Genomic DNA, 19,413 nt, shown 5'->3' on the forward strand with positions numbered 1-19,413 from the left:
GGGGTGGAGTTGCTGATCAGCTACGACGTTGAGACCGCTACTCGGGAGGGTCAGCGGCGGCTGCGCAGGGTGGCGAAGATCTGCGAGGGCTACGGGCACCGGGTGCAGAAGTCCGTCTTCGAGGTGGTGTGCCGGCCGCAGGACTGGGTGTTGATGAAGCACCGCCTGGCGGAGGTGATCAACTCCGAGCGGGACAGCATCCGTGTCTACCACCTCGACCGAGGTTCGTTCTCCCGCGCGGAGCACATGGGGGCATCGCGGCTGGCGCCGCACGAATCGCCTCTGGTGTACTGACGGTGCTTTCCGGAGACTGGACAGGAAGGGCAGTCGTGCCAGGGAATTCCGCTGGTTCACTCGCAGGCCGGCCGAGCCGGCCCCAGGGTGGTGCGGATCCGCGCCGTGTGCGGTGTGGAGTTCGCGCGGATCGGAAGCGTCACACGACACGCCTGGACTCTCCTAAGCAAATCCCGGGCGTGTCGTCATCTTTGTCTGGTTTGCGGGAAGCTCGTCGCAACACGAAATGGGAAAACCGCTGTTCACGCAGGTTGCACCGGGCCTCCGGGCCCGGTGAGGATCGCAACACCGGGCCCCCCCCGGTCAGGTCGAGGCGGACCAGGGGCGTTGCACCGGGCCTCCGGGCCCGGTGAGGATCGCAACCGCTCCAAGGACCCCGGAGAGTTGGGGAGAACGCTCGTTGCACCGGGCCTCCGGGCCCGGTGAGGATCGCAACGCGACGATCACGTCCGCCTCGCCGCGTCTGGGCGAGTGTTGCACCGGGCCTCCGGGCCCGGTGAGGATCGCAACTTCGACAACCAACCCATAGTGCTTCTCCTTCTCAGGTTGCACCGGGCCTCCGGGCCCGGTGAGGATCGCAACGCCGGCGTTGAACGGCGGTCGCGGGACGCCAGCGATGGTTGCACCGGGCCTCCGGGCCCGGTGAGGATCGCAACTCCGGACGGATGTGCAGCATCCGCTCGGGGCTGATCCGGTTGCACCGGGCCTCCGGGCCCGGTGAGGATCGCAACGTGTCGCGGTACGACGGTGGCGAGGCAGACATCCTGTTGCACCGGGCCTCCGGGCCCGGTGAGGATCGCAACTACCTCCGCCAGCTGCTCACCCTGCCCGTGTGGCTGGGTTGCACCGGGCCTCCGGGCCCGGTGAGGATCGCAACGGGGCCGGGGCGGCGGCGGTGGCGGTCCGGGGCGTCGTTGCACCGGGCCTCCGGGCCCGGTGAGGATCGCAACCCCACGCGCAGGCGTCGGCCGCGACCGCGCTGGCCCGGTTGCACCGGGCCTCCGGGCCCGGTGAGGATCGCAACTGGGACCTCGGCTCCCCCGGCCCTGGGTCCGGCGCGGGTTGCACCGGGCCTCCGGGCCCGGTGAGGATCGCAACACATTCGCCGATGCTTGTTCCCGCCGACCGTCGGTCGTTGCACCGGGCCTCCGGGCCCGGTGAGGATCGCAACCGTTCTCAGGGCTACACGGAGGTGGTCGCGGGACAGCGTTGCACCGGGCCTCCGGGCCCGGTGAGGATCGCAACCACCGCAAGGCAGTGGCGGCGGGCAACGCCGCCATGTTGCACCGGGCCTCCGGGCCCGGTGAGGATCGCAACGGCGGCCACCGCCATGAGGGATTCGGCCGCGTGGCCGTTGCACCGGGCCTCCGGGCCCGGTGAGGATCGCAACATCGTGTCGGCACCCGAAACGGACCGGGAGTTTCTCCAAGTTGCACCGGGCCTCCGGGCCCGGTGAGGATCGCAACCACAGGGATAGGGCCACGTGCGGGACCTCCGAACAGGTTGCACCGGGCCTCCGGGCTCGGTGAGGATCGCAACACCACGGACGTCGCGGAGATCAGGGACTGGCTGTCCGGTTGCACCGGGCCTCCGGGCCCGGTGAGGATCGCAACCGGGCCTGTGCACGGTCTCGTGCGCACCCGTAGATCGTTGCACCGGGCCTCCGGGCCCGGTGAGGATCGCAACCCACTGATGCTGCCTTGGTGACTGCCAGGGGCGCGCGTTGCGCCGGTCCTTTTCCTAACGGGACTGCGAGGCGCCGGGGCGCCCTCCGAAGGGCACGACCCGGAGCCTCGCGTGTTCCTTCGTGCGGATCGTCGTAGGCGTCAGAACCCGTCTGCTGCTCTCGCGATGAACTCTCCCGCCTCCTTCGGCGGGGTGAGCTGCGGGTCAGCAGGGAATGCGGCCGAGCAGGCGGCAGGTAGGACGCACACGAACTGATCACCACCCACCACCACGGTCACCGCTTTCCCGCCCAAGGCGGGCAAGGTGCTGACCATCAGCGATGCCACGGGTTCCGGCCCAGGCACGATCGCCGTCACGACCGCTTCCCCGTCCGCCACCAGCAGGGCACCCGCGACCCGTGGGCCTGCATCACCGGCAGGCCCACGGGTTCCTCGGGCGCGTGCTCGGGGCGCAGGACAACGCCGAGCCGGCTGGTCTCCACCAGCACGGACACCGGCCCACACCGGGCGGGCATCCATCCGATGATCCGTCCCAGCGCGTTCCCCGGCACGAGAAGCACCGGCTCCGATGTGGTCACCGCGCACCATGCCTCAGGTAGGGCCGTATCCGGCTGGAACGACGGGGGAGGACGAAGGCACGGACTCGGCAGGACCGTGCTGGCGGAATGCGGGGAAGCATCGTGGTCACCGACTCCGCCACATCGACCGGGTTCACGCTCACCACCCCCGCCGGCATCGTCCGGCTGCCTCGTCCAGCACCCGTGCCAACTGACGCACCGGGCGGGGACCCAGCAGTAGCGGCCACCCCCACCCATTGCCGGCCAGCGCCAGCCGGGCGCCTCCAGTACCCGTGCCGGGGACGGCGAGGGACGTCACCGCCAGGCGCAACACTGAGGACCCGACGTGCAGGGGGATCGCGAGATTCCGGCGATGGAGCAGGGCTGCGGAGAACTGTCGGGCGGCGTGCGGCGCCACCAGACCGACGGTGCCGGCGGCGAGCAGGACCGCCGCCGACTCGTCAGCGGTGAGGGTGAGCACGACGGTCGTGGGTTGTCCGGTGGGTGCCACTGCGGCGACGCTGGCTCGCCAGGCGTCTCGGGGCAGGGTGCGGTGGGGACTGGTCACGGGCTGGGCTCCGTCCAGATGGGAAGGACTCCGGTCAGGGCCGGGATGGGGGCGGTGGCTGCGGGATCGGGGGGAGGTGCCACCGCCCCCGGCCGTCGCCCGCGCGGGGCGGGCGACGACCGTTCCCGGTGCGCGGCGGCGGGGCGCACCGTCGCCGCGCGGTGCCGGCCCCCGAGGGGAGGTGGGGCCGGACGGTGGAAGGGGGCGGCGGTGGTGTCGGGGTCCGCCGCCCCCGGCCGGGCGCGCCTCGGGGAGTCGGGCGGCGCGTCCGGCCTGTCCTGGGCTCGCGTCGCGAGCAGTACGGCTACGGGGATCGGGTGAGTGGGTCGGGAGGAGTTGTGTGGAGGTGTGGCAACCGCGTGCCGTGGCTTCTCGCGGTGCCGGTTCTCGCGTTCGAAGAGGACCGCAGCCGCCACCATCAGTGCCGCGGGTCCCAGCGTGACCACGATGGCGAATACCGGAGTGTTGACGGCCTGCCACATGCAGTAACCTCCTGATGTGCGAACCGAAAATGGTTCGCGAACCAGCCTTGGTTCTGTGTCCAGCCTGGAGCGTGGTGGCGGAGGTGGCAAGCGCTCGATTGGATGAATGACATCGAGGCCTGGCTGACTACTCTGTGGTGCATGGCCCGTACCAACCTGACGCCCTTGTCCCGGGCGCTCGGCGACGCCATCCGAAAGCAGCGGACAGCTTCGGGCCTCACCGTTCGCGCGCTGGCGGACAAGATGGGGTTACGCCATACCGCGATTGTCAGGCTCGAAGGCGGTACCAGGCGGGCACCGTTGGATGAGTTGGCCGCGCTGCTCGGCACGGTGGGGACTCCGCCCGACGAGCGTGACCGCATCATGGCGATGGCACGGGATGTCGACCGCGATACGTGGTCCACGAGCGGCGGGAGCGGCGCCACGGCGCAGCTTGCGACCCTGGTGCGTTACGAGCGTGAAGCCATCGCACTCACCGAGGCGAACGCACTGCTCGTTCCCGGGCTGCTACAGGTGGAGCCCTACATCCGCTCAGTGATGGAGGGGCTCCCACCTGACGTCATCGACGCCCGCACTTACTACAGAATCGGCCGCCAGCAAATCTTGACCAGAGCTGAGCCACCCAAGATGCTCGCACTGATCGACGAGGCAGTGCTCGCCAGGACCATCGGCGGCCCTGCTGTCATGGCCCATCAGATGGACCACCTCGTATCGCTGGTGGACGCAGGAAATGTGGAGGTGCGGGTTATCCCACTCGCCGCCGGGAGCGCGGCCATGATGGCGTCGGGTTGGATGCTCGTCGAGTTGCCAGACGGTCCGCCAGTGGTCCATCTGGACCATGCGCAGGCAGGCACGATGCTCCATACACGACGCGATGTGGCCGCGTTTGAGCAGGCGCGGGATACGATCATCGCAGCTACCCTCAACCCAGAAGCTTCTCGCCAGATGATTACCCGTTACGCACAGTCCTATCGAAGCACTCAGAGCGAGGAATGATGACCACCATTCTTACAGGTTGGCGCAAGTCGACCCGCAGCGATAACCAGTCCAATTGTGTTGAGATTGGTGGAGCGCCGGGCTTGGCTGGTATCCGGGACAGCAAGAACCGGGGCGGTGGTGTTCTGGTCGTTGATCGTCAGGTCTTCGCGGCGTTCATCGACGCTGTGAAGCGCGATCGTCTCTGATCCCGACGTTCCGGGCGCGCCTTCGTGCTCCTCGGGCCCGAACCTCGTCCTGCTCCCGGTGTCCGTCATCCCGGCCGGGGGGGGGGGACGATCCCGACCGACAAGGCCGGTTGGTGAGCCCGTTCGAGCGTCGGCGGATGGCGTCAGGGGCGCTGCCGGGTTCCCGAGAACTGGGGATCCCCACCGGGACTGTTCCGCGCTACGGAGACCAGTACGAAGGGCAGGCAGCATGACCGCACAGGAACTCCTCGGCTGGCGGAAGGCACGAGCGAGCGGCCCGCAAGGGGACTGCATCGAGGTGGGTGGGGCGCCGGGCTTGGCTGGGATTCGGGACAGCAAGAACCGGGGCGGTGGTGTTCTGGTCGTTGATCGTCAGGTCTTCACGGCGTTCATCGACGCGGTGAAGCGCGACCGTCTCTGACCCCGCGAACGACGTTCTCGGCGCGGCCCTCGCACTCCTCGTGCGGGGGCCGCATCCCGTTCCGCCTCCTGGCCAGCCGTCCCGAGCGGACGGGAAGGACGGGAGGAACGGGAAGGTTGCGCTCGCTGCCGACGCCGTGCTGCCGGGCCGGGAGAGGCGTCGTGGTCCTCAGGATTCGGCGGTTCCCGGTGCTGCGACGCGCCGAGCGCTATGGCGGGCCTGGGTCCCACGCCGCCCGTCGAGCTGTCCCCGAGGTCCGTCGGCACGGAGGTCCATCAGCCCGGCTACTCGGCCCGGGGTGGGCGGTGCCCGGTAGGAATGCGAACGGGGTGTGGACGGTGAACCCGTCCACACCCCGTCTCGGCCGTTGTCAGCGCGTGGGGCGCACCAGGCGGTCGGTGCCCACGCGGTCCCGCAGCACCTCGGGCACCAGCACCGAACCGTCCTCCTGCTGGAACTGCTCCAGGATGGCGGGCATCAGCCGGCTGGTGGCCAGGGCGGACCCGTTCAGGGTGTGCACGAACTGGGTCTGCTTCGCCTGCGGCGCGCGGAAGCGGATGTTCGCCCGCCGGGCCTGGTAGTCGCCGGCCCAGGACACCGACGACACCTCCTTGTAGCCGTTGGCGTGCGGCATCCACACCTCGATGTCGAAGGTCCTGCGCATCGTGGCGCTGGTGTCACCAGCGGCGAGCTTCGACGTCCGGAAGTGCAGGCCCAGCCCGCGCACCAGTGCCTCGGCGGCGTCGACCATCGACTCGAAGGCCTCGGCGGCGCCGTCCGGGGTGGTGAACTGGAACAGCTCGACCTTGTTGAACTGGTGTCCGCGCACCGTGCCACGCTCGTCGGAGTGGGTGCCGGCCTTCTCCCGGCGGTAGCAGGGCGTGTAGGCGAAGACCCGGCGGGGGAGCTCCGCCTCGGTGAAGATCTCGTCCTGGTGGGCGGCGAGGAGCGCGGTCTCGGAGGTCGGCAGCAGGAATTGCGGGCGGTCCGACACCGGGTTGGCGATGTGGTAGACGTCGTCGCTGAACTTGGGGAACTGCCCTGCGGCGAAGCCGGCGCTCTCCAACAGCATGTGCGGCGGCAGGACGAAGGTGTAGCCGGCGGCGTTGTGCTGGTCGATGAACCAGTTCAGCAGCGCCCATTCCAGACGGGCGCCGTAGCCGGTGTACATCCAGTAGCCGGAGCCGCCGAGTTTGGTTCCCCGGTCGAAGTCGACCAGCCCGTACTCCTTGGCGACCACGGTGTGGTCGATGAAGTCCCCCAGGGCCGGCTTCTCGCCCCACACCCGCAGGACCTCGTTGTTCTCCTTGCCGCCCGGCACGACGTCGTCGGCGGGCATGTTCGGCAGGCCGGCCATCTCCTGGCGGAGTTCCGCGCCGACGTTCTCCAGCTCGCTCTCGAGGGCGAGCAACGCCGCCTTGGTGTCCGGGGGCGGGGGCAGGGGCTCGCTCGACTCGCGCTTGGCCTTCGCGTAGGCGCGTGAGGCCTCCTTGCGCTTGCGACGCTCCTCCTCGATCCGCTGGAGCAGCTGACGGCGCCGCGCGTCGAGGTCGACGATCGCGGACAGGGACCGATCCACCTCGGAGCTGTCGAGTCGTTTCGACAGGGCGGCCGCGACGGCCTCCCGCTCACGGCGGATCAGGTCCAGATCAAGCATGGCGTTCCTTCGTCAGCTCAGGTGCGAGAGTGCGTGAACTCGCCTTCAGGTGGCGGAAGCGGACCAACCGGGCTCCCTACCATGTCGAACGATCGGAAAGTCTAACGGGAACACCGCTCAGGTCCGGCGGCGGGTTGAGACCGGGTACCCGATCACCGGCAGGGTGGTTGACCTCGGCCAACGCCGTGGTCCAGGCTTCGCGTGGCTGGCGTCCGCCGCCGCGCTGGGGCCCCCGAGTGACGGGGCCGGCGGCAGGCGGTGCCGGGTTGCCCCGGACTCCGGGCGGGTCGGTCTCGCGGCCCGACGGATCCGGCTGGCGCGTCCGCTGGTGGCTCAGTCCAGCGGGTTCTGGGCGAGGAAGTCGAGGACGGTGTCGCTGGCGGCGGGGCGGGCCTCCAGGTGGACCCCGTGCCGGGCTCCGTCGAAGATCCGGACCCGGGCGTCGGGGACGCGTCCGGCGATGCGGTGCGCGTTCTCGGGTGGGGTGAGGGCGTCGTCGCCGCCGTGCAACACCAGGGTGGGAGCGGTGATCCGGGGGAGCAGGTCCCATCCTCGGTGGTCGGTGCTGGCGATGAAGTGGCGGCGCTGCGACCGCCGGGAGTTCGACGGGGTCACGCTCTCCACCAGCTCCGCGTGGTCCCGGACCCAGTCCGGGGTGAAGAACAGTTCGGTCAACGCGGCCCGTCCGGCCGGGGTGGACACCGTTCGCAGTGCCTCGTTCGCGGCCTCGGACCGGGGGACCTCCTCGGTTCCGCCGGGGCCGGTGGCGGCGAGGACGAGCGCGCCGATCCGGTCGGGGGCGAGGGTGGCCAGGACCTGCGCGATCCTCCCGCCCATGGAGAACCCGTAGACGTGGGCCCGGTCGATGCCCTGGGCGGTGAGCACGGCGAGGGCGTCCCGGGCGAACAGGGCGGTGGAGTAGTCGGTTTCGGCGCCGTCCTCGCTGCGGCCGGTGCCCCGGTTGTCCATCAGGATGACGCGGTGCCGGGCCGCCAGGTCCGTGGCCAGCGGGCCCCACATGCGGGAGTCGAGGGACTGGCCGGGCAGCAGCAGCACGGGGTCGCCGTCCCCGTCGCCGTCGTACCAGATGCGGGCGCCGTCAGCCGTCGTCGCGTGAGCCACGTCGGGACAAGGTACACGGCCGCACCCGTGTTCCCGGTGGCCCGGGAGGAACGGGAACGGCCCGGCGCCGGGCGGGAACACCGACCGCCTTGCGCGAGGTGGGGGCCGTGACGTCGGCTGGACGGGCGCCCGGAGGGGCTGGTGTGGACGGGGGCCGGGCCGTCCGAGCGGTGGACGGGGTTCGCTGGTGACCCTCACGTGCTGACCGCGCTGGTCCACCAGCGGCTGTGGACGCGGACGTCCGTCCGAAGGCGGGCCACGCGGGCACCGACGGGATCGACCCGAAGGCCGGGCTGCGGTGGGGGAGCCGGACTCAGGTGGCGCCTGGTGGGGAGTCGCCGAGCACGGCGTCCAGGTCCCGCAGGGCGTCCGCGCCGGCCACCGCAACCCAGGACGTTCCCGCGTCGAACTCGGCGGCGAACCGGTCGGGGCCCAGGGCTCCCCTGGCCCGGGTGGTGATGCGGTCCACGTCGAGGCGCTCCGCCGCCGGGAGGGGCGTGCCGATTCCGGCGCGCAGGCCGGTGGCCACGCCGAGCAGGCGCGCCGCCCGGGTGGCGTTGCCGGCGAGGGAGTGCCCGCCGGCCAGGCCCTCCAGGGCGAGCGCGGTGGCCCGGGGGTCGACCAGCCGCCTGGCGGTGGTGAGCCCCTCGTCGTGGAGGCGGAGCGCGGTGACCGCGTCGCCGCGCTGTTCGGCGACGAAGCCGAGTTCGGCGAGGATCAGGGTGCTCGCCGGTTCGAAACTCGTCGTGCGGTGCCAGTCCGCCAGGTCGAGCAGCAGGCGTTCGGCCTCGTCCCAGCGGCCTTCCCGGCGCGCCCCCAGCGCCAGGCCCGTCTCCGCGTACAGCCGGCCCGGGGTGAAGTCCTGTTCCAGCGCGACGGTCCTGGCCCGTTCGTGGAGGTCCCTGGCGCGGGTGTGGTCGCCGGTGAGCAGGGCGATCCGGCCCAGCCAGGACAGCTGGTAGGAGACCTCAGGCCACAGCCGGAGCCCCTCGGCGCCGCGCAACCCCTCCTGGTGCAGGCGTTCGGCGCGGGGGTAGTCGCCGGCCAGCTCGGCCAGGGCGCCGAGCACGAACGCGCCCTGGAGCTGCCCCCAGCGGTCGCCGAGCCCCCGGAAGAGTTCACGGCTGCGGGTGGCGGCGGCGTGGGAGGCGGGGAAGTCGCCCCGGCCCATCCGCTGGTTGGCCCGGTCGGCGAGGGCGGCCGCCACACCCCAGGTGTCGCCCCGCGCCTCGATCAGGGTGAGCGCCCGGTCGGTGAGCTGGCTGCCGGCGACCAGGTCGCCCAGGGTGGAGGTCACGTAGCCGAGGAACCACAGCGCCCGGCCCCGGGCGAGGAGCGCGCTGCCCGTCGTCGCCGGGTCCTCGGAGGACACGGCCGGTGCGGCTTGCCCCGCCGGGTCGGCGTCCCCTGGTGGGCCGGCCGGCACGGCTCGACCGGCCGGGTCGGCCTCGCCTGACGGGCCGGCCGGTGGTAGCGGTGCGGGGCGGCGGGTGCCGTCGGCCCGGTGCGCGGGGTCAGGGCGGGCGGGTGCGGTGCCCGCCGGCGCGGGCGGTGCTGGTTCGGGGTGAACGCGGGCCCAGCCGGGGCGGAGCCCGGGGTCGACGGGGTGCCCGTCGAGGTCGAGCAGGCCGGCCAGCCAGGCCGACGCGGTCTCCCCGGCGGGGTGGTGGTCCGCTCCGGGCACGGCCAGCGCGGCCCGCAGCGAGCGTCGGGCCTCCGCCGTGCGCCCCCGGAGGAACCAGGACCAGACCAGGGAGGTGACCAGGCGCAGCGCGGTGTCGACGTCCCCGCAGCTGGTGGCGGTGTCCAGGGCGTGGCGGAGGTTCGCCGTCTCCGCGTCGAGCCGGTGCAACCACCGGCGCTGCTCCGGGCCACGTACCCCGTCGTCGGCCCGTTCGGCCAGGCCCAGGTAGTGGGCGGCGTGCCGGCGGCGCACCGCGTCGAGCTCGCCGGCCTCGGCGAGCCGGTCGCGCCCGTAGGCGGCCACCGACTCCAGCAGCCGGTACCGGGGGAGTCCGGTGCCGCCGTCGACGGGGGTGACCAGGGACCGGTCCACCAGGGTGGTGAGCAGGTCGACGACCTCCTCGCGGGCGACGGTGCCCCCGGGGCCCACGTCCTCGGCGGCGGCCAGGTCGAACCCGTCGCGGTGGACGGCGAGTCGGCGGAGCAGGAGGCGTTCCGGCTCGCTCAGCGGTTCCCAACTCCAGTCGAGGGTGGCGCGGAGCGTGCGCTGCCGGTCGGGTGCGTCGCGTGGGCCCCGGGTGAGCAGCCGGAACCGGTCGTCGAGGCGGCGCAGCAGTTCCTCGGGGCCGAGTGCGCGAATCCGGGCGGCGGCCAGTTCGAGCGCGAGGGGGATGCCGTCGAGCCGGGTCGCGACGGCCGCCAGGGCGCGGGCGTTGCCGTCGGTCAGGGCGAAGCCGGGCGTGGTGTCGGCGGCGCGGTCGACGAGGAGGCGCACCGCGTCGCTCCGTTCGGCCCCGGCGCGGACCTCGATCTCGGCGGCCGGGGCGCTGGCCGGGGCGGGCAGGCTGAGCGGGGGGACCGGCCACACCCGTTCCCCGGCGAGCCCGAGCGGTTCCTGGCTGGTGGCCAGGACGCGCAGCGAGGGCACCCGGGCCAGCAGCAGCGCGGCGAGGTCGGCGACGGCGGCGACCAACCGTTCGCAGTTGTCCACCACCAGCAGCCAGTCGCGGTGGTGCAGCGCCGCCGCCAGCCGTTCGCCGGTGCGCGGGTGGTGGGGCTCGTCGGAGGCGCCGCCGAGGACGTCGCGCAGTCCGAGAGCCGAGGCCACCGCCTCGGCCACCCGGTCCACCGGGTCCCCGTGATCAGGGCCGGGAGCGTCCAACCCGGCCAGTTCGACCAGCCGGGCGGTGACGGGTGCCTCGGTGTCGGGGTCCTCGGCGGGTGCGGCGGGTGGCGGTCCGCTGGTGGGGTGGACCGGCGGCGGGTGGTCGGGGTGCTGGGTGGACAGTCGGCGGGCCACCTCGATCGCCAGCCGGGTCTTCCCGACCCCGCCCGGTCCGGTCAGGGTGACCAGGCGCTGCTGGCGGAGGACGGCGACGAGCTCCGCGACCGCCGCCTCCCGACCCACCAGGGTGGTCAGCGCGGTCGGGAGGGGCGCCGCCGTGCCCGCCGCCGGCGCGGGTGGGGAGGGCGCGGCGAGCGCGGGGTCCTGCCGGAGGATCGCCCGGTGCAGCGCGGCCACCGGTGGGCTCGGGTCCACGCCGAGTTCCTCCCGCAGGCGGTGCCGCAGCTCCTCGTAACCCGCCAACGCCTCCGCCTGCCTGCCGGCCCGGTAGAGGGCGATCAGGTGCCGTTCGCGGAGCCGTTCCCGAATGGGGTGGCGGGCGACCGTCGGCGTGAGTTCGACGGCGAGCCCGGCGTGGTCGCCGAGCCGGAGCCGGGCCTCGGCCCACTCCTCCGTCGCGACCAGCCGTTCCTCCTCCCACACCGACGCCGCCGCCACGGCGGCGGGTTCCGCCGCCAGGTCCGCCAAAGCCGGCCCCCGCCACACCGCCAGCGCCTCCCCGAGCCGGCCGGCGCGGACCTCGGGGTCCCTGGCCGCCCGGGCCTCGGCGACCAGGCCCCGGAACCGCCGCAGGTCCAGGTCGGACCCGGCGACGGCCAACAGGTAGCCGGGGGGTTGGCGGACGACGAGGGCCCCCGCCCCGGGCTCCGCCCGGTCCAGGGCGCGGCGCAGCTGGGACACCTTGGTCTGGACGGTGTTCACCGGGTTGCCCGGGGGGCGGCCACGCCACAGCCGCTCGACGAGCGCGCTGGTCGGCACCGGCCGGCCCTCGCCGAGCAGGAGCACCGCGAGCAGGAGCCGGACCTTCGCCTCCGGCACGGTCACCGCCGTGCCCGCGTCCGTCCACACCGCCAGTGGCCCCAACACCCCGAATCGCACCAGCGGACCCTAGCCGTCGTCCCCGTCACGACCGGGTCGTGCGCGCACCCGGGGGAAACCGTGCGCGTGGGCGACGAGGGTGGTCGTCGAACCGGGGAGGGCATGGCTCCACCAGGACCACCCGGGTGCGGTGTGGACGGACGAGGCACACCGCCCTCCCCGGCGCCGACACGACGAACGACAAGGACGAGGACCATGAGTGACGAGCGGAGCACGCCAGCCCCGGTGACCCTGATCGGGCTGGGCCCGATGGGGCGGGCGATGGTGCGGAGCCTGCTGCGCGCGGGGCATCCGGTGACCGTGTGGAACCGCACGGCGAGCAGGGCCGACGAGCTGGTGGCCGAGGGGGCGACGCTGGCGGCCAGCCCGGCGGAGGCCGTCGCGGCCAGCGAGGTCGTCGTGCTGAGCCTGACCGACTACCAGGCCATGTACGAGGTGCTGGCGTCGGCGACCGGCGCCCTGGCGGGGCGGACCCTGGTGAACCTGAGTTCGGACACCCCGGAGGTGACCAGGGAGGCCGCCCGCTGGGCGGAGGGCCACGGCGCGCGGTTCCTGACCGGTGGGGTCATGGTTCCGGCAGTGATGGTCGGCACCGACGCCTGCTACGTCTACTACAGCGGCGAGCGGGACGTCGTCGACCGGCACCGCTCGACGCTGGCCGTCATCGGGGAACCCCGGTACGTCGGGCAGGACCCGGCCGCCGCCCAGCTGTTCTACCAGGCCCAGTTGGCGGTGTTCCTCACCGCGCTGGCCGGGCTCCTCCAGGGCACCGCGATGGTGCGCTCCGCCGGGGTGAGCGCCGCCGACTTCGTCCCCCAGGCGTTCGGGACGTTGACCCAGCTCCCGGCGATGGTCGCCGGGACGGACGAGGAACTCGACTCCGGTTCGTACCCGGGAGACCAGAGCACGGCGACGATGATGGGCGCCACCGCCGACCACATCCTCCGGACGAGCGCCGCGCTGGGCCTCGACCTCGCGCTGCCCGGCGCCGTGCACTCCCTGTACGAGCGGGCGATCGCCGCCGGTCACGGCGGGGACAACTGGACGAGCCTGTTCGAGATCGTCCGAGGCACCTCGGCCTGAGCGGCAGCAGCGGCGGCGTCGGGCGCCCCGTGGCCTGGGGGAGGGGCCCGGTCAGCGGACGGTGGGGAACCTCGTGGTGGGCTCCTCACCCCACTCGGGCGGCGGCTGCTGGCCGCCCGGCGGGCGACCGGGTGGGGGACCGTCGACCACGCGACCCTCGCGCGGGGGGCCGCCGTCCCCGGGCCGCCCGCCGCGGGGCTGGCCGCCTTCCACCGGGCGCCCGTCCCGCTGCGGTCCACCGGGCCGGCGCTCACCCCGGCCGGGCTCGCCGGGCTGACCGCGTCGACCATCAGGTCGTCCGCCCGGTGCCCGGTCACGGCCCGGGCGGACGACCGGCAGGTGCACGGTGTCGGCCTCGGAGTCCTCGACGGCGGGCCGCCGGGGGGCCGGGCGGCCCAGCGCCTCGGTCACGGCCTCCTCCGGTCCGGGCGGTGGGGTGCGCAGGGCGGTGGTGGGCGCCGCCGACCCCGCGGGGGTGCGCAGCGCGGTGGTCGGCGCTTCGGGCGCGGGCTGGGCGGGGAGCGCGGTGGTGGCGTCCTCGTCGGCCGGTGGCCTGGGCATCGCCGTCGTCGGGGCGGCCGGGGGCGGCACCGACGACACCGGCCGTGGCGGGGTCGGCTCGGTGTGCTCGCGGGACGCCGGCGCATCGCCGGCACCGGCCGCCTCCTCGGCGGGAGAGGGGGACACGGCGGCGGGCACCGGCCCGGTGGCCACCGCCCACCGCAGCGCCGGCACCCCCGCCGCCCAGTCGGTCAGCTTGCCCATCGGCGCGACGCCGAACCGCATGACCAGGTAGGCGACGAGCGTGCCCAGCACCAGTCCGGCGATCACGTCGTGCGGGTAGTGCGCGCCGACGAACACCCGGGAGAACGCGGTCACCACGGCGGAGACCAGCACCCAGGTCGCCACCCGTCGCCAGGCCATCGCCAACCCGACCGCCGCCGCCGTGGCGAAGGTGGTGTGGTTGCTGGGGAACGAGTAGTCGCCGATGGGATCGCAGGCCACGATCATGACCACGTCGATCGACTGGCAGGGTCTCTCCTGCCCGACCCCGGTCTTGATCGCCTCGCTCACCAGGTAGGAGAGGGCCGTCGCCGCGAGGGCGAGCAGGGCCAGCGGCAGAGCCCGGCCCCCGGCCCCCCTGGCCCGCCACCAGTTCAGCAGGAGCAGCACGACCAGCATGATCGGCAGCCCGTCGGTGATGATCTCGGAGGCGAGGTGCACCCAGTCCGGCGTTCCGGACGCGAACTCGACCAGCCCCCGGTACAGGCTCGCGCTGATGCCGGGGACGCCGTCAGGGGTCTGTGCCATGCGTGTCCGTTGTCCAATCTCGGTCGGGCGGCGGTCCGCGCTACCGGCGGGGGCGTGGAACGGGGCGGGTGCGGGACCCGGCCGATGATCTTGACACAGTCGTGGGTGCCGTCTCGGCGGGCGGGGTTCTGGTGCTCCTCGTTCTCCGGGGGACGCGTGTCGTCGTCCCGACGTTGCCCGCCCCGTGCGGTGCCTGGGGCCGCCGGCCCGGGCCGCCGACCTCTCCTCCCAGGATCTCGCGCTTGCCGGATCGGTGGTCGGCGGGGTCGCCCAGCGTGAGCGGGCTGGCGGGCCGCCGCCCTCGTGGGTGCCAATCCCGTCGCACGGACGGGGGTGGGCGGACGGCCCGTGGTGTCCGCAGGGGAGGCCGAGGTGCGGCGGCCGTCTCCCCTCCGCCGCGCGCCGCACCTGGCGGGGGGGGGGATGCTCGGCCCGGGCCGCCGCACCGGTGAGGGGATCAGTGCTGGGCGTCGGCGAGGGTCAACAACAGCGAGAACGTGAGGTTCCCGGTCGCCAGGAGTCCGCCGAGCACGGCGGTCCAGTCGACCCGGTACTCCCGCCCGGTGAGGGCCGACAGGACGGCGCACGCCAGTGCCGAACCCGCACTGACCAGGGAACCGACCGGGAACACCCAGCTGGCCACGGCGAGACCCAGCGCCACCGGGCCCAGCCAGGCCCCGCGCCCGGGGCGTTGCCCGGCCGGCCGTACCCGGGTTGCTCCCACGATCCGGCCCCCTCCACCTGCGGTTCCCCGCGCCCGGTTGGAGCGGGGTGGACGTCCTCGGCGCCCCACCGTGGCGTCCCGGGCGGGGAGCACGGCGGGCGGAGGCGTGCGTCTCGCGGTCGGTCCGGCGAGCGTCGTCGCGAGTGTCCGCCGCCGGGGATGGGGTCGCGGTGAGGGCACGCGTGCTCCTCGGCCGATGACCTCCACCGGGTGGTGGGTTCCGCCATTCCGGGGGGTGGGTGCGGGTGCCGGCCCGGCGGTGTGATCGGCGATCGGCGGGACGACGACACCCGAGTGGCCGGCCGGTGGCGGAGCCGGGGGCGAGCGGTTCCGCGCTTCCACGGCCCCCGCCGGGCGGGCCACCGCCGTCCACCGCACCGGCTCCCAGGGGCGGCGCGTGTCCCCGTCCGGACGTCGGCCTCGTGGCCAGGGTGTGGGGCGAGGCCGGTGGGAGCGGCCCGCTCCCGTGCGGCACCGCCGGGTAGTCCGGGCCCGCCGGGGAGCCGGCGTGTCGGTGTGCCGCCGCGTCCCGGGAAGGGGACCGTGCCCCCGGCGAACCCGGCGAACCCGGCGAACCCGGCGAACCCGGCGAACCCGGCGAACCCGGGGACCCGTGGGGCGGGCGGGGCCGGAGCATGATGGAGGCCGACGTGCTTGTTCGGCGCCGACCACCGGGACGACCGGTGCGGTGCCAGCCCCGGAAGGTGACGGGAAGGGGACCGCGATGGCCGTGGACTGGCGGGACTACGACCGGGACGAGTTGGCTCGGCAGTACTCGCCGAGCTCCCGGGTGGACGACATCGGGCCCTACCTCGCCGACTACGCCCGCCGCAGCGACGAGGCCCGCCGGGACCTGGTGGTCCACCGCGACCTCAGCTACGGGACCGACCCCGAACAGGCCTTCGACTACTTCCCCGCATCCAGGGCGGGCGCGCCGCTGCACGTGTTCGTCCACGGCGGGTACTGGCAGGAACTCAGCCGGCACGACTCGGCCTTCCCCGCCCTCGACCTCGTCCCGGCGGGCGCCGCCTTCGTGGCACTCGGATACGGGCTCGCCCCGGCCCACGACCTCGCCGAGATCGTCGCCTCGGTCAGCCTCGGCATCCGTCGCCTCTGCCAGCACCGGTCCGAGCTCCCGGGGACCCCCTCGGAGGTCCACCTGAGCGGGACCTCGGCCGGGGCGCACCTGGTGGCCAGCGCCCTGCTCGACGTCGAGGGCTGGCGGCGCGACGGTCTCGACCCCTCGCGGGACGTCGCCAGCGCCACCCTCCTCAGTGGCGTGTACGAGCTGGAGCCGTTGCGCCACACCTACGTCAACGACGCCCTGGGCCTGGACGCGGCGGCCGCGGCCGCGCACAGCCCGCTCCTGGCCCTCCGCTCGCCGCTCCCGCCCCTCCTCGTCGCCCTCGGTCGGAACGAGACGGAGGAGTTCGGCCGGCAACACCGGGAGTTCGTCGACCGCGCCCGCGCCGTGGGCACCGAGGTCACCGACGTCGTGGTGCCCGGGCGCGACCACTTCGACCTCCCCCTCGACCTCGGCCGGCGGGGCACGGTCGTCGGGGACGCGGTGCGGCGGCGGATGCGGTTGGGCTGAGCCGGACCGGCGAGCGGTGCTCCGCTCGGGTGGCGCGGAGTCGCGTCGTACCGGGGGCGGCGGATCGGCCCCCGGGGCGCACCGCTTCCGGCGCCGTGGAGCGGGCCCCGCACCGGCCCCGGTCGCGCCAGGGCGGCCTGGGTGTCGCCCTGCCGGATCGAGGCACGGATGGCGGGTGGGGTCGGGGTCGGGTGGACCTGGCCGGGTCCGGTCCTGCCGCCCGCCACCGGGAACCGCCGCCAACCGGAACCCCTCCGCCGGCCGCCATGCCACCCGGCCGCCGCCTCGGGAGGTGATCGGCGCCGCGCGGATTCGCCAGAAGCCCCGGGATCTCGCCCGCGCACCGTCGACGCGGGCCCGCTGGGCGCCTCGGTGGGGGCGATGGTGGATCGCGGCACCACGGCGCGGAGCGGGGGCGGTGTCATCCGCCGCCCGGCGTCCCCGGCGGGGCGTGTGGGCGTGGAACGGCTCGGGACCGGGGGCCAGGGCGCGGCGAGGTGGTGGTGTGGAGTTCGGTGGCTGGTTCCCGTCCGCCATGTGACGCAGCCCTCATGCGGACGGCTCCGCCGAACGGCCCACGCCGGCCGGTGGCGGGGCGAGCGGGCGGGGGCCGGACGGCGGTAGGGCTGCGGAGAGCGCGGATGGGCCGTTGTGGTCAACCTTCGACGCCATCGGGGCCACGCCAGGGTGGTCCGTTCGTTCGACCACCGGCCGAGGAGCGTGAGCCAGCGGTGCCGGCGGTGGGGAACCGCCGATCCGCGCGTCGGAGTGCGAAAATTGGCACCCATCATTTGTCCAGATGAAACAATAAATTTAGCGCATATCTAATCTTGACGTTTGGGAGCGCTCCCACTTACGCTCGGGCGGCCGTGTGGCGGCACGGATCGGAGGTGGCGACCAGCGGACTTCCAGCACATTCAAGACCCTCGCGATGCGTGGTTCACCCCTGGGTGAGCCGTCCTCTGGAACCGGTTCGGCGTTCTGCGGTCAGGGTGTTGACGTGACTGGCCATGCGGACCCGGCGACGTTGCTGGGAGGCGGGATTCGTTCGACGACCGCATTGGTGCTGACCGGGGCGAGGGGGAAAGTGGTGACCGTGGTTCTTCCTGACGGTAGGGTTGCTGTTCTTGAGGGCTTGAGTCCGAAAACCGAATTCACCGTCGAAATCCGGGACCTGCTCGCCAGGTACCTCCGGACGAGCGACCGGGAGAGGTGGGGAACCGAGGTCGGGGCAGTGGTCTCGGAGGTCCTGCCACCCCTGCGCGAATTCGTCCTCCGAGGGCGGCCCATCCCGCCCGGGGTGCTCCGCCGCATCGAGATCACCTCGGACGGGCTGGTCGAGGCCGGGGTGCCCCGGGGAGAACTCGCCGACGTCAGTCGCCGTGTCGCCGCCCGAGGAGCGGGGCGGCTCATCCACCGGGGCGGGGGAGGCCCCCGGCGGTTCGTCACCGAGATCTGCAGCCGAGTGGTGGTCGCCATCCACGACGTCATGTGGGCCATCCTCGGTGGTCGGGCGCACCCGCCGGCGCCAGCCCCGCGCCGGCCGGAACTCCGCGAGGTCGACGGCCTGGAGCTGCGCATCCTCGCGATGGTCGCCCGAGGGTTCTCCACGGTGGAGACCGCGAAGGCGCTGCACTACAGCCGCCAGGCGGTCAGTTACCACCTCGGGCGGTTGATGGCCCGCTTCGACGCCCCCAACCGCACCGCCCTCGTCGCCGCCGCCTACGAACACGGCCTGCTCCCCCGAGGAGCCGCCGGCCGAAGCCGGCGGTACTGAGCGGGACCCGACCGGCCGCGAGGGGGCGGCCGGTCGGGCTCCACCCCCGCCTCAGGCGGGGAGGACCGCTCCTCCGCAGTGCGCGAGCGCCCGACTGACCGCCGCGAGGTCGGCGCACCCCTCGCCGGCCATCGTCTCGGCCAGCCTGTCGTGGAACCGCGACAGCAGCGCCGCCGCCTCGACCTCGTCCACCCGGCCCCTGGCCAGGGCCGTGGCCAGCGCTCTGGTGAACCCGTCCGCCGTCACCTGCGCCGAAGCCCAGTAGAACGCCGCGCCCACCGCCGCCCGTGTCGCCGAGCCCGCCGTCGTCGACGGCACCCGGTACCCCGCCTCGGTGTCCCGGAGGAACGCGAAACCCGTCCCGGACGCGGACATGCGCAGCCACGTGTGGTCGTCCTCGGCGACGTGGGTGGCGGGGAACGGGCACCGCGTCGCCAGGTCGATCCGCGTCGAGACGGTGGAGGTCAGGCTCGTGTAGCCGAGTTCGGTGCCGATCCTGATCCAGGCGTCCGGTCCCTCCGGCGGCCCCTCGCGGTGCGAGTCGAGGATCTCCCGGATCGACGGGGTGACCCGCTCCTCGGGGACCGGTCGGCCGTGCTCGTCGATGACGGTGAAACCCGAGTACACGAAGTCGACGGTGGGCCGCTCGGCGAAGACGCGGCGGGTCCTGCGGAGCCGGTGCGGGTGGGCGAGGTCGTCGGCGTCGAGGAACAACACGAACGGGGCTCCCCTTGCCGCCGCCCAGGACACGCCCCGGTTGCGGGCCGCCCCCGGCCCGCCGGTCGTCTCCGCGCGGAGCACGACGAGGCGCTCCGGATCCCCCGCCCGAACCGCCTCCAACCGCCGCCCCACGTCCGGGTCCGGGGAGGCGTCGTCCACGATGACCGCTCGCCAGTCGCGGTCGCTCTGCGTGAACAGGCTGGCGACGGTGCGTTCCAGATACTCCCAGGACTCGTCGGACCGGGCGTGGTGCGGGATGACGAAAACCGGGCTCGCGCCGAGGTCGACCATTTCCGATGCTCCCGAAATACCTGTTTCCTGGGGGTG

The 19,413-nt window shown here is 73.6% G+C and carries 16 protein-coding genes and 1 CRISPR repeat array; of the genes, 7 read left to right on the forward strand and 9 right to left on the reverse strand.

Annotation, left to right across the window (positions count from 1 at the left end):
- Nucleotides 1-3 precede the first annotated feature (3 nt).
- On the forward strand, nucleotides 4-294 hold the full coding sequence (gene cas2, locus C1701_RS23060) for a CRISPR-associated endonuclease Cas2 (RefSeq protein WP_016696754.1): 291 nt from the start codon (nucleotides 4-6) through the stop codon (nucleotides 292-294).
- Between the two features lie 250 nt (nucleotides 295-544).
- Nucleotides 545-1,980: a CRISPR direct-repeat array (repeat unit 37 nt; unit sequence GTTGCACCGGGCCTCCGGGCCCGGTGAGGATCGCAAC).
- Nucleotides 1,981-2,120: 140 nt separating this feature from the next.
- Here the strand turns inward: cas2 and C1701_RS23065 are convergent.
- The 3 genes from C1701_RS23065 to C1701_RS23075 form a co-directional block, all read right to left on the reverse strand.
- Nucleotides 2,121-2,336, reverse strand: a complete 216-nt coding sequence (locus C1701_RS23065; RefSeq protein ID WP_103056584.1) for a hypothetical protein — start codon at nucleotides 2,334-2,336, stop codon at nucleotides 2,121-2,123.
- Nucleotides 2,333-2,557, reverse strand: coding sequence for a hypothetical protein (locus tag C1701_RS23070; RefSeq protein WP_103056585.1), 225 nt, complete (start codon nucleotides 2,555-2,557; stop codon nucleotides 2,333-2,335). The genes C1701_RS23065 and C1701_RS23070 overlap by 4 nt, the downstream gene beginning before the upstream one ends.
- 139 nt (nucleotides 2,558-2,696) lie before the next feature.
- Nucleotides 2,697-3,104, reverse strand: a complete 408-nt coding sequence (locus C1701_RS23075) for a hypothetical protein (RefSeq protein ID WP_103056586.1) — start codon at nucleotides 3,102-3,104, stop codon at nucleotides 2,697-2,699.
- Between the two features lie 584 nt (nucleotides 3,105-3,688).
- Between C1701_RS23075 and C1701_RS23085 the strand changes: the two genes are divergently transcribed.
- From C1701_RS23085 to C1701_RS23095, 3 genes are all read left to right on the forward strand, one after another.
- Nucleotides 3,689-4,582, forward strand: a complete 894-nt coding sequence (locus C1701_RS23085) for a helix-turn-helix domain-containing protein (RefSeq protein WP_026420660.1) — start codon at nucleotides 3,689-3,691, stop codon at nucleotides 4,580-4,582.
- Nucleotides 4,579-4,770, forward strand: coding sequence for a DUF397 domain-containing protein (locus tag C1701_RS23090; protein ID WP_443098131.1), 192 nt, complete (start codon nucleotides 4,579-4,581; stop codon nucleotides 4,768-4,770). The genes C1701_RS23085 and C1701_RS23090 overlap by 4 nt, the downstream gene beginning before the upstream one ends.
- Before the next feature lie 229 nt (nucleotides 4,771-4,999).
- Nucleotides 5,000-5,191, forward strand: a complete 192-nt coding sequence (locus C1701_RS23095; protein ID WP_026420658.1) for a DUF397 domain-containing protein — start codon at nucleotides 5,000-5,002, stop codon at nucleotides 5,189-5,191.
- Nucleotides 5,192-5,561: 370 nt separating this feature from the next.
- Here C1701_RS23095 and serS read toward each other — a convergent pair whose 3' ends face one another.
- The 3 genes from serS to C1701_RS23110 all read right to left on the reverse strand — a co-directional run bounded on the left by serS (nucleotide 5,562) and on the right by C1701_RS23110 (nucleotide 11,877).
- Nucleotides 5,562-6,848 carry a serine--tRNA ligase gene (gene serS, locus C1701_RS23100; RefSeq protein ID WP_026420657.1) on the reverse strand — a complete coding sequence of 429 codons (1,287 nt, stop codon included), beginning with the start codon at nucleotides 6,846-6,848 and terminating at the stop codon, nucleotides 5,562-5,564.
- Between the two features lie 333 nt (nucleotides 6,849-7,181).
- Nucleotides 7,182-7,970 (reverse strand): alpha/beta fold hydrolase, encoded by a 789-nt coding sequence (locus tag C1701_RS23105; protein WP_026420656.1) that lies wholly within the window; start codon nucleotides 7,968-7,970, stop codon nucleotides 7,182-7,184.
- A 313-nt stretch (nucleotides 7,971-8,283) separates the two neighbouring features.
- Nucleotides 8,284-11,877: an ATP-binding protein gene (locus tag C1701_RS23110; RefSeq protein WP_026420655.1), complete on the reverse strand. Its 3,594-nt coding sequence runs from the start codon at nucleotides 11,875-11,877 to the stop codon at nucleotides 8,284-8,286.
- Nucleotides 11,878-12,072: 195 nt separating this feature from the next.
- On the opposite strand from C1701_RS23110, the gene C1701_RS23115 reads away from it, so the two are divergent.
- Nucleotides 12,073-12,960, forward strand: coding sequence for an NAD(P)-dependent oxidoreductase (locus tag C1701_RS23115; RefSeq protein ID WP_026420654.1), 888 nt, complete (start codon nucleotides 12,073-12,075; stop codon nucleotides 12,958-12,960).
- A gap of 51 nt (nucleotides 12,961-13,011) precedes the next feature.
- Here the strand turns inward: C1701_RS23115 and C1701_RS23120 are convergent, their stop codons facing one another.
- Both C1701_RS23120 and C1701_RS23125 read right to left on the reverse strand, forming a co-directional pair.
- Nucleotides 13,012-14,271, reverse strand: coding sequence for a phosphatase PAP2 family protein (locus C1701_RS23120; protein WP_103056589.1), 1,260 nt, complete (start codon nucleotides 14,269-14,271; stop codon nucleotides 13,012-13,014).
- A gap of 457 nt (nucleotides 14,272-14,728) precedes the next feature.
- On the reverse strand, nucleotides 14,729-14,995 hold the full coding sequence (locus C1701_RS23125) for a hypothetical protein (protein WP_103056590.1): 267 nt from the start codon (nucleotides 14,993-14,995) through the stop codon (nucleotides 14,729-14,731).
- Between the two features lie 688 nt (nucleotides 14,996-15,683).
- Here C1701_RS23125 and C1701_RS23130 point away from each other — a divergent pair.
- Both C1701_RS23130 and C1701_RS23135 read left to right on the forward strand, forming a co-directional pair.
- Nucleotides 15,684-16,589 (forward strand): alpha/beta hydrolase, encoded by a 906-nt coding sequence (locus C1701_RS23130; RefSeq protein WP_245588980.1) that lies wholly within the window; start codon nucleotides 15,684-15,686, stop codon nucleotides 16,587-16,589.
- A 1,135-nt stretch (nucleotides 16,590-17,724) separates the two neighbouring features.
- Nucleotides 17,725-18,366: a helix-turn-helix transcriptional regulator gene (locus tag C1701_RS23135; protein WP_337661894.1), complete on the forward strand. Its 642-nt coding sequence runs from the start codon at nucleotides 17,725-17,727 to the stop codon at nucleotides 18,364-18,366.
- Between the two features lie 51 nt (nucleotides 18,367-18,417).
- On the opposite strand, the gene C1701_RS27805 is transcribed toward C1701_RS23135, so the two are convergent.
- The gene (locus tag C1701_RS27805) at nucleotides 18,418-19,377 is read right to left on the reverse strand and encodes a glycosyltransferase family A protein (RefSeq protein ID WP_051314393.1); all 960 of its coding nucleotides are present in this window, start codon (nucleotides 19,375-19,377) and stop codon (nucleotides 18,418-18,420) included.
- Nucleotides 19,378-19,413 lie beyond the last annotated feature (36 nt).

The organism is Actinoalloteichus sp. AHMU CJ021 (assembly GCF_002895405.1).
Classification (GTDB): Bacteria; Actinomycetota; Actinomycetes; order Mycobacteriales; family Pseudonocardiaceae; genus Actinoalloteichus_B; species Actinoalloteichus_B caeruleus.

What these genes read in the sequence shown, in the direction of transcription:
- C1701_RS27805 (WP_051314393.1), bottom strand. Translation starts at nt 19,377, where the DNA reads ATGGTCGACCTCGGCGCGAGCCCGGTTTTCGTCATCCCGCACCACGCC.
- serS (WP_026420657.1), bottom strand. Translation starts at nt 6,848, where the DNA reads ATGCTTGATCTGGACCTGATCCGCCGTGAGCGGGAGGCCGTCGCGGCC.
- C1701_RS23095 (WP_026420658.1), top strand. Translation starts at nt 5,000, where the DNA reads ATGACCGCACAGGAACTCCTCGGCTGGCGGAAGGCACGAGCGAGCGGC.
- C1701_RS23085 (WP_026420660.1), top strand. Translation starts at nt 3,689, where the DNA reads ATGAATGACATCGAGGCCTGGCTGACTACTCTGTGGTGCATGGCCCGT.
- C1701_RS23120 (WP_103056589.1), bottom strand. Translation starts at nt 14,271, where the DNA reads ATGGCACAGACCCCTGACGGCGTCCCCGGCATCAGCGCGAGCCTGTAC.
- C1701_RS23115 (WP_026420654.1), top strand. Translation starts at nt 12,073, where the DNA reads ATGAGTGACGAGCGGAGCACGCCAGCCCCGGTGACCCTGATCGGGCTG.
- C1701_RS23090 (WP_443098131.1), top strand. Translation starts at nt 4,579, where the DNA reads ATGATGACCACCATTCTTACAGGTTGGCGCAAGTCGACCCGCAGCGAT.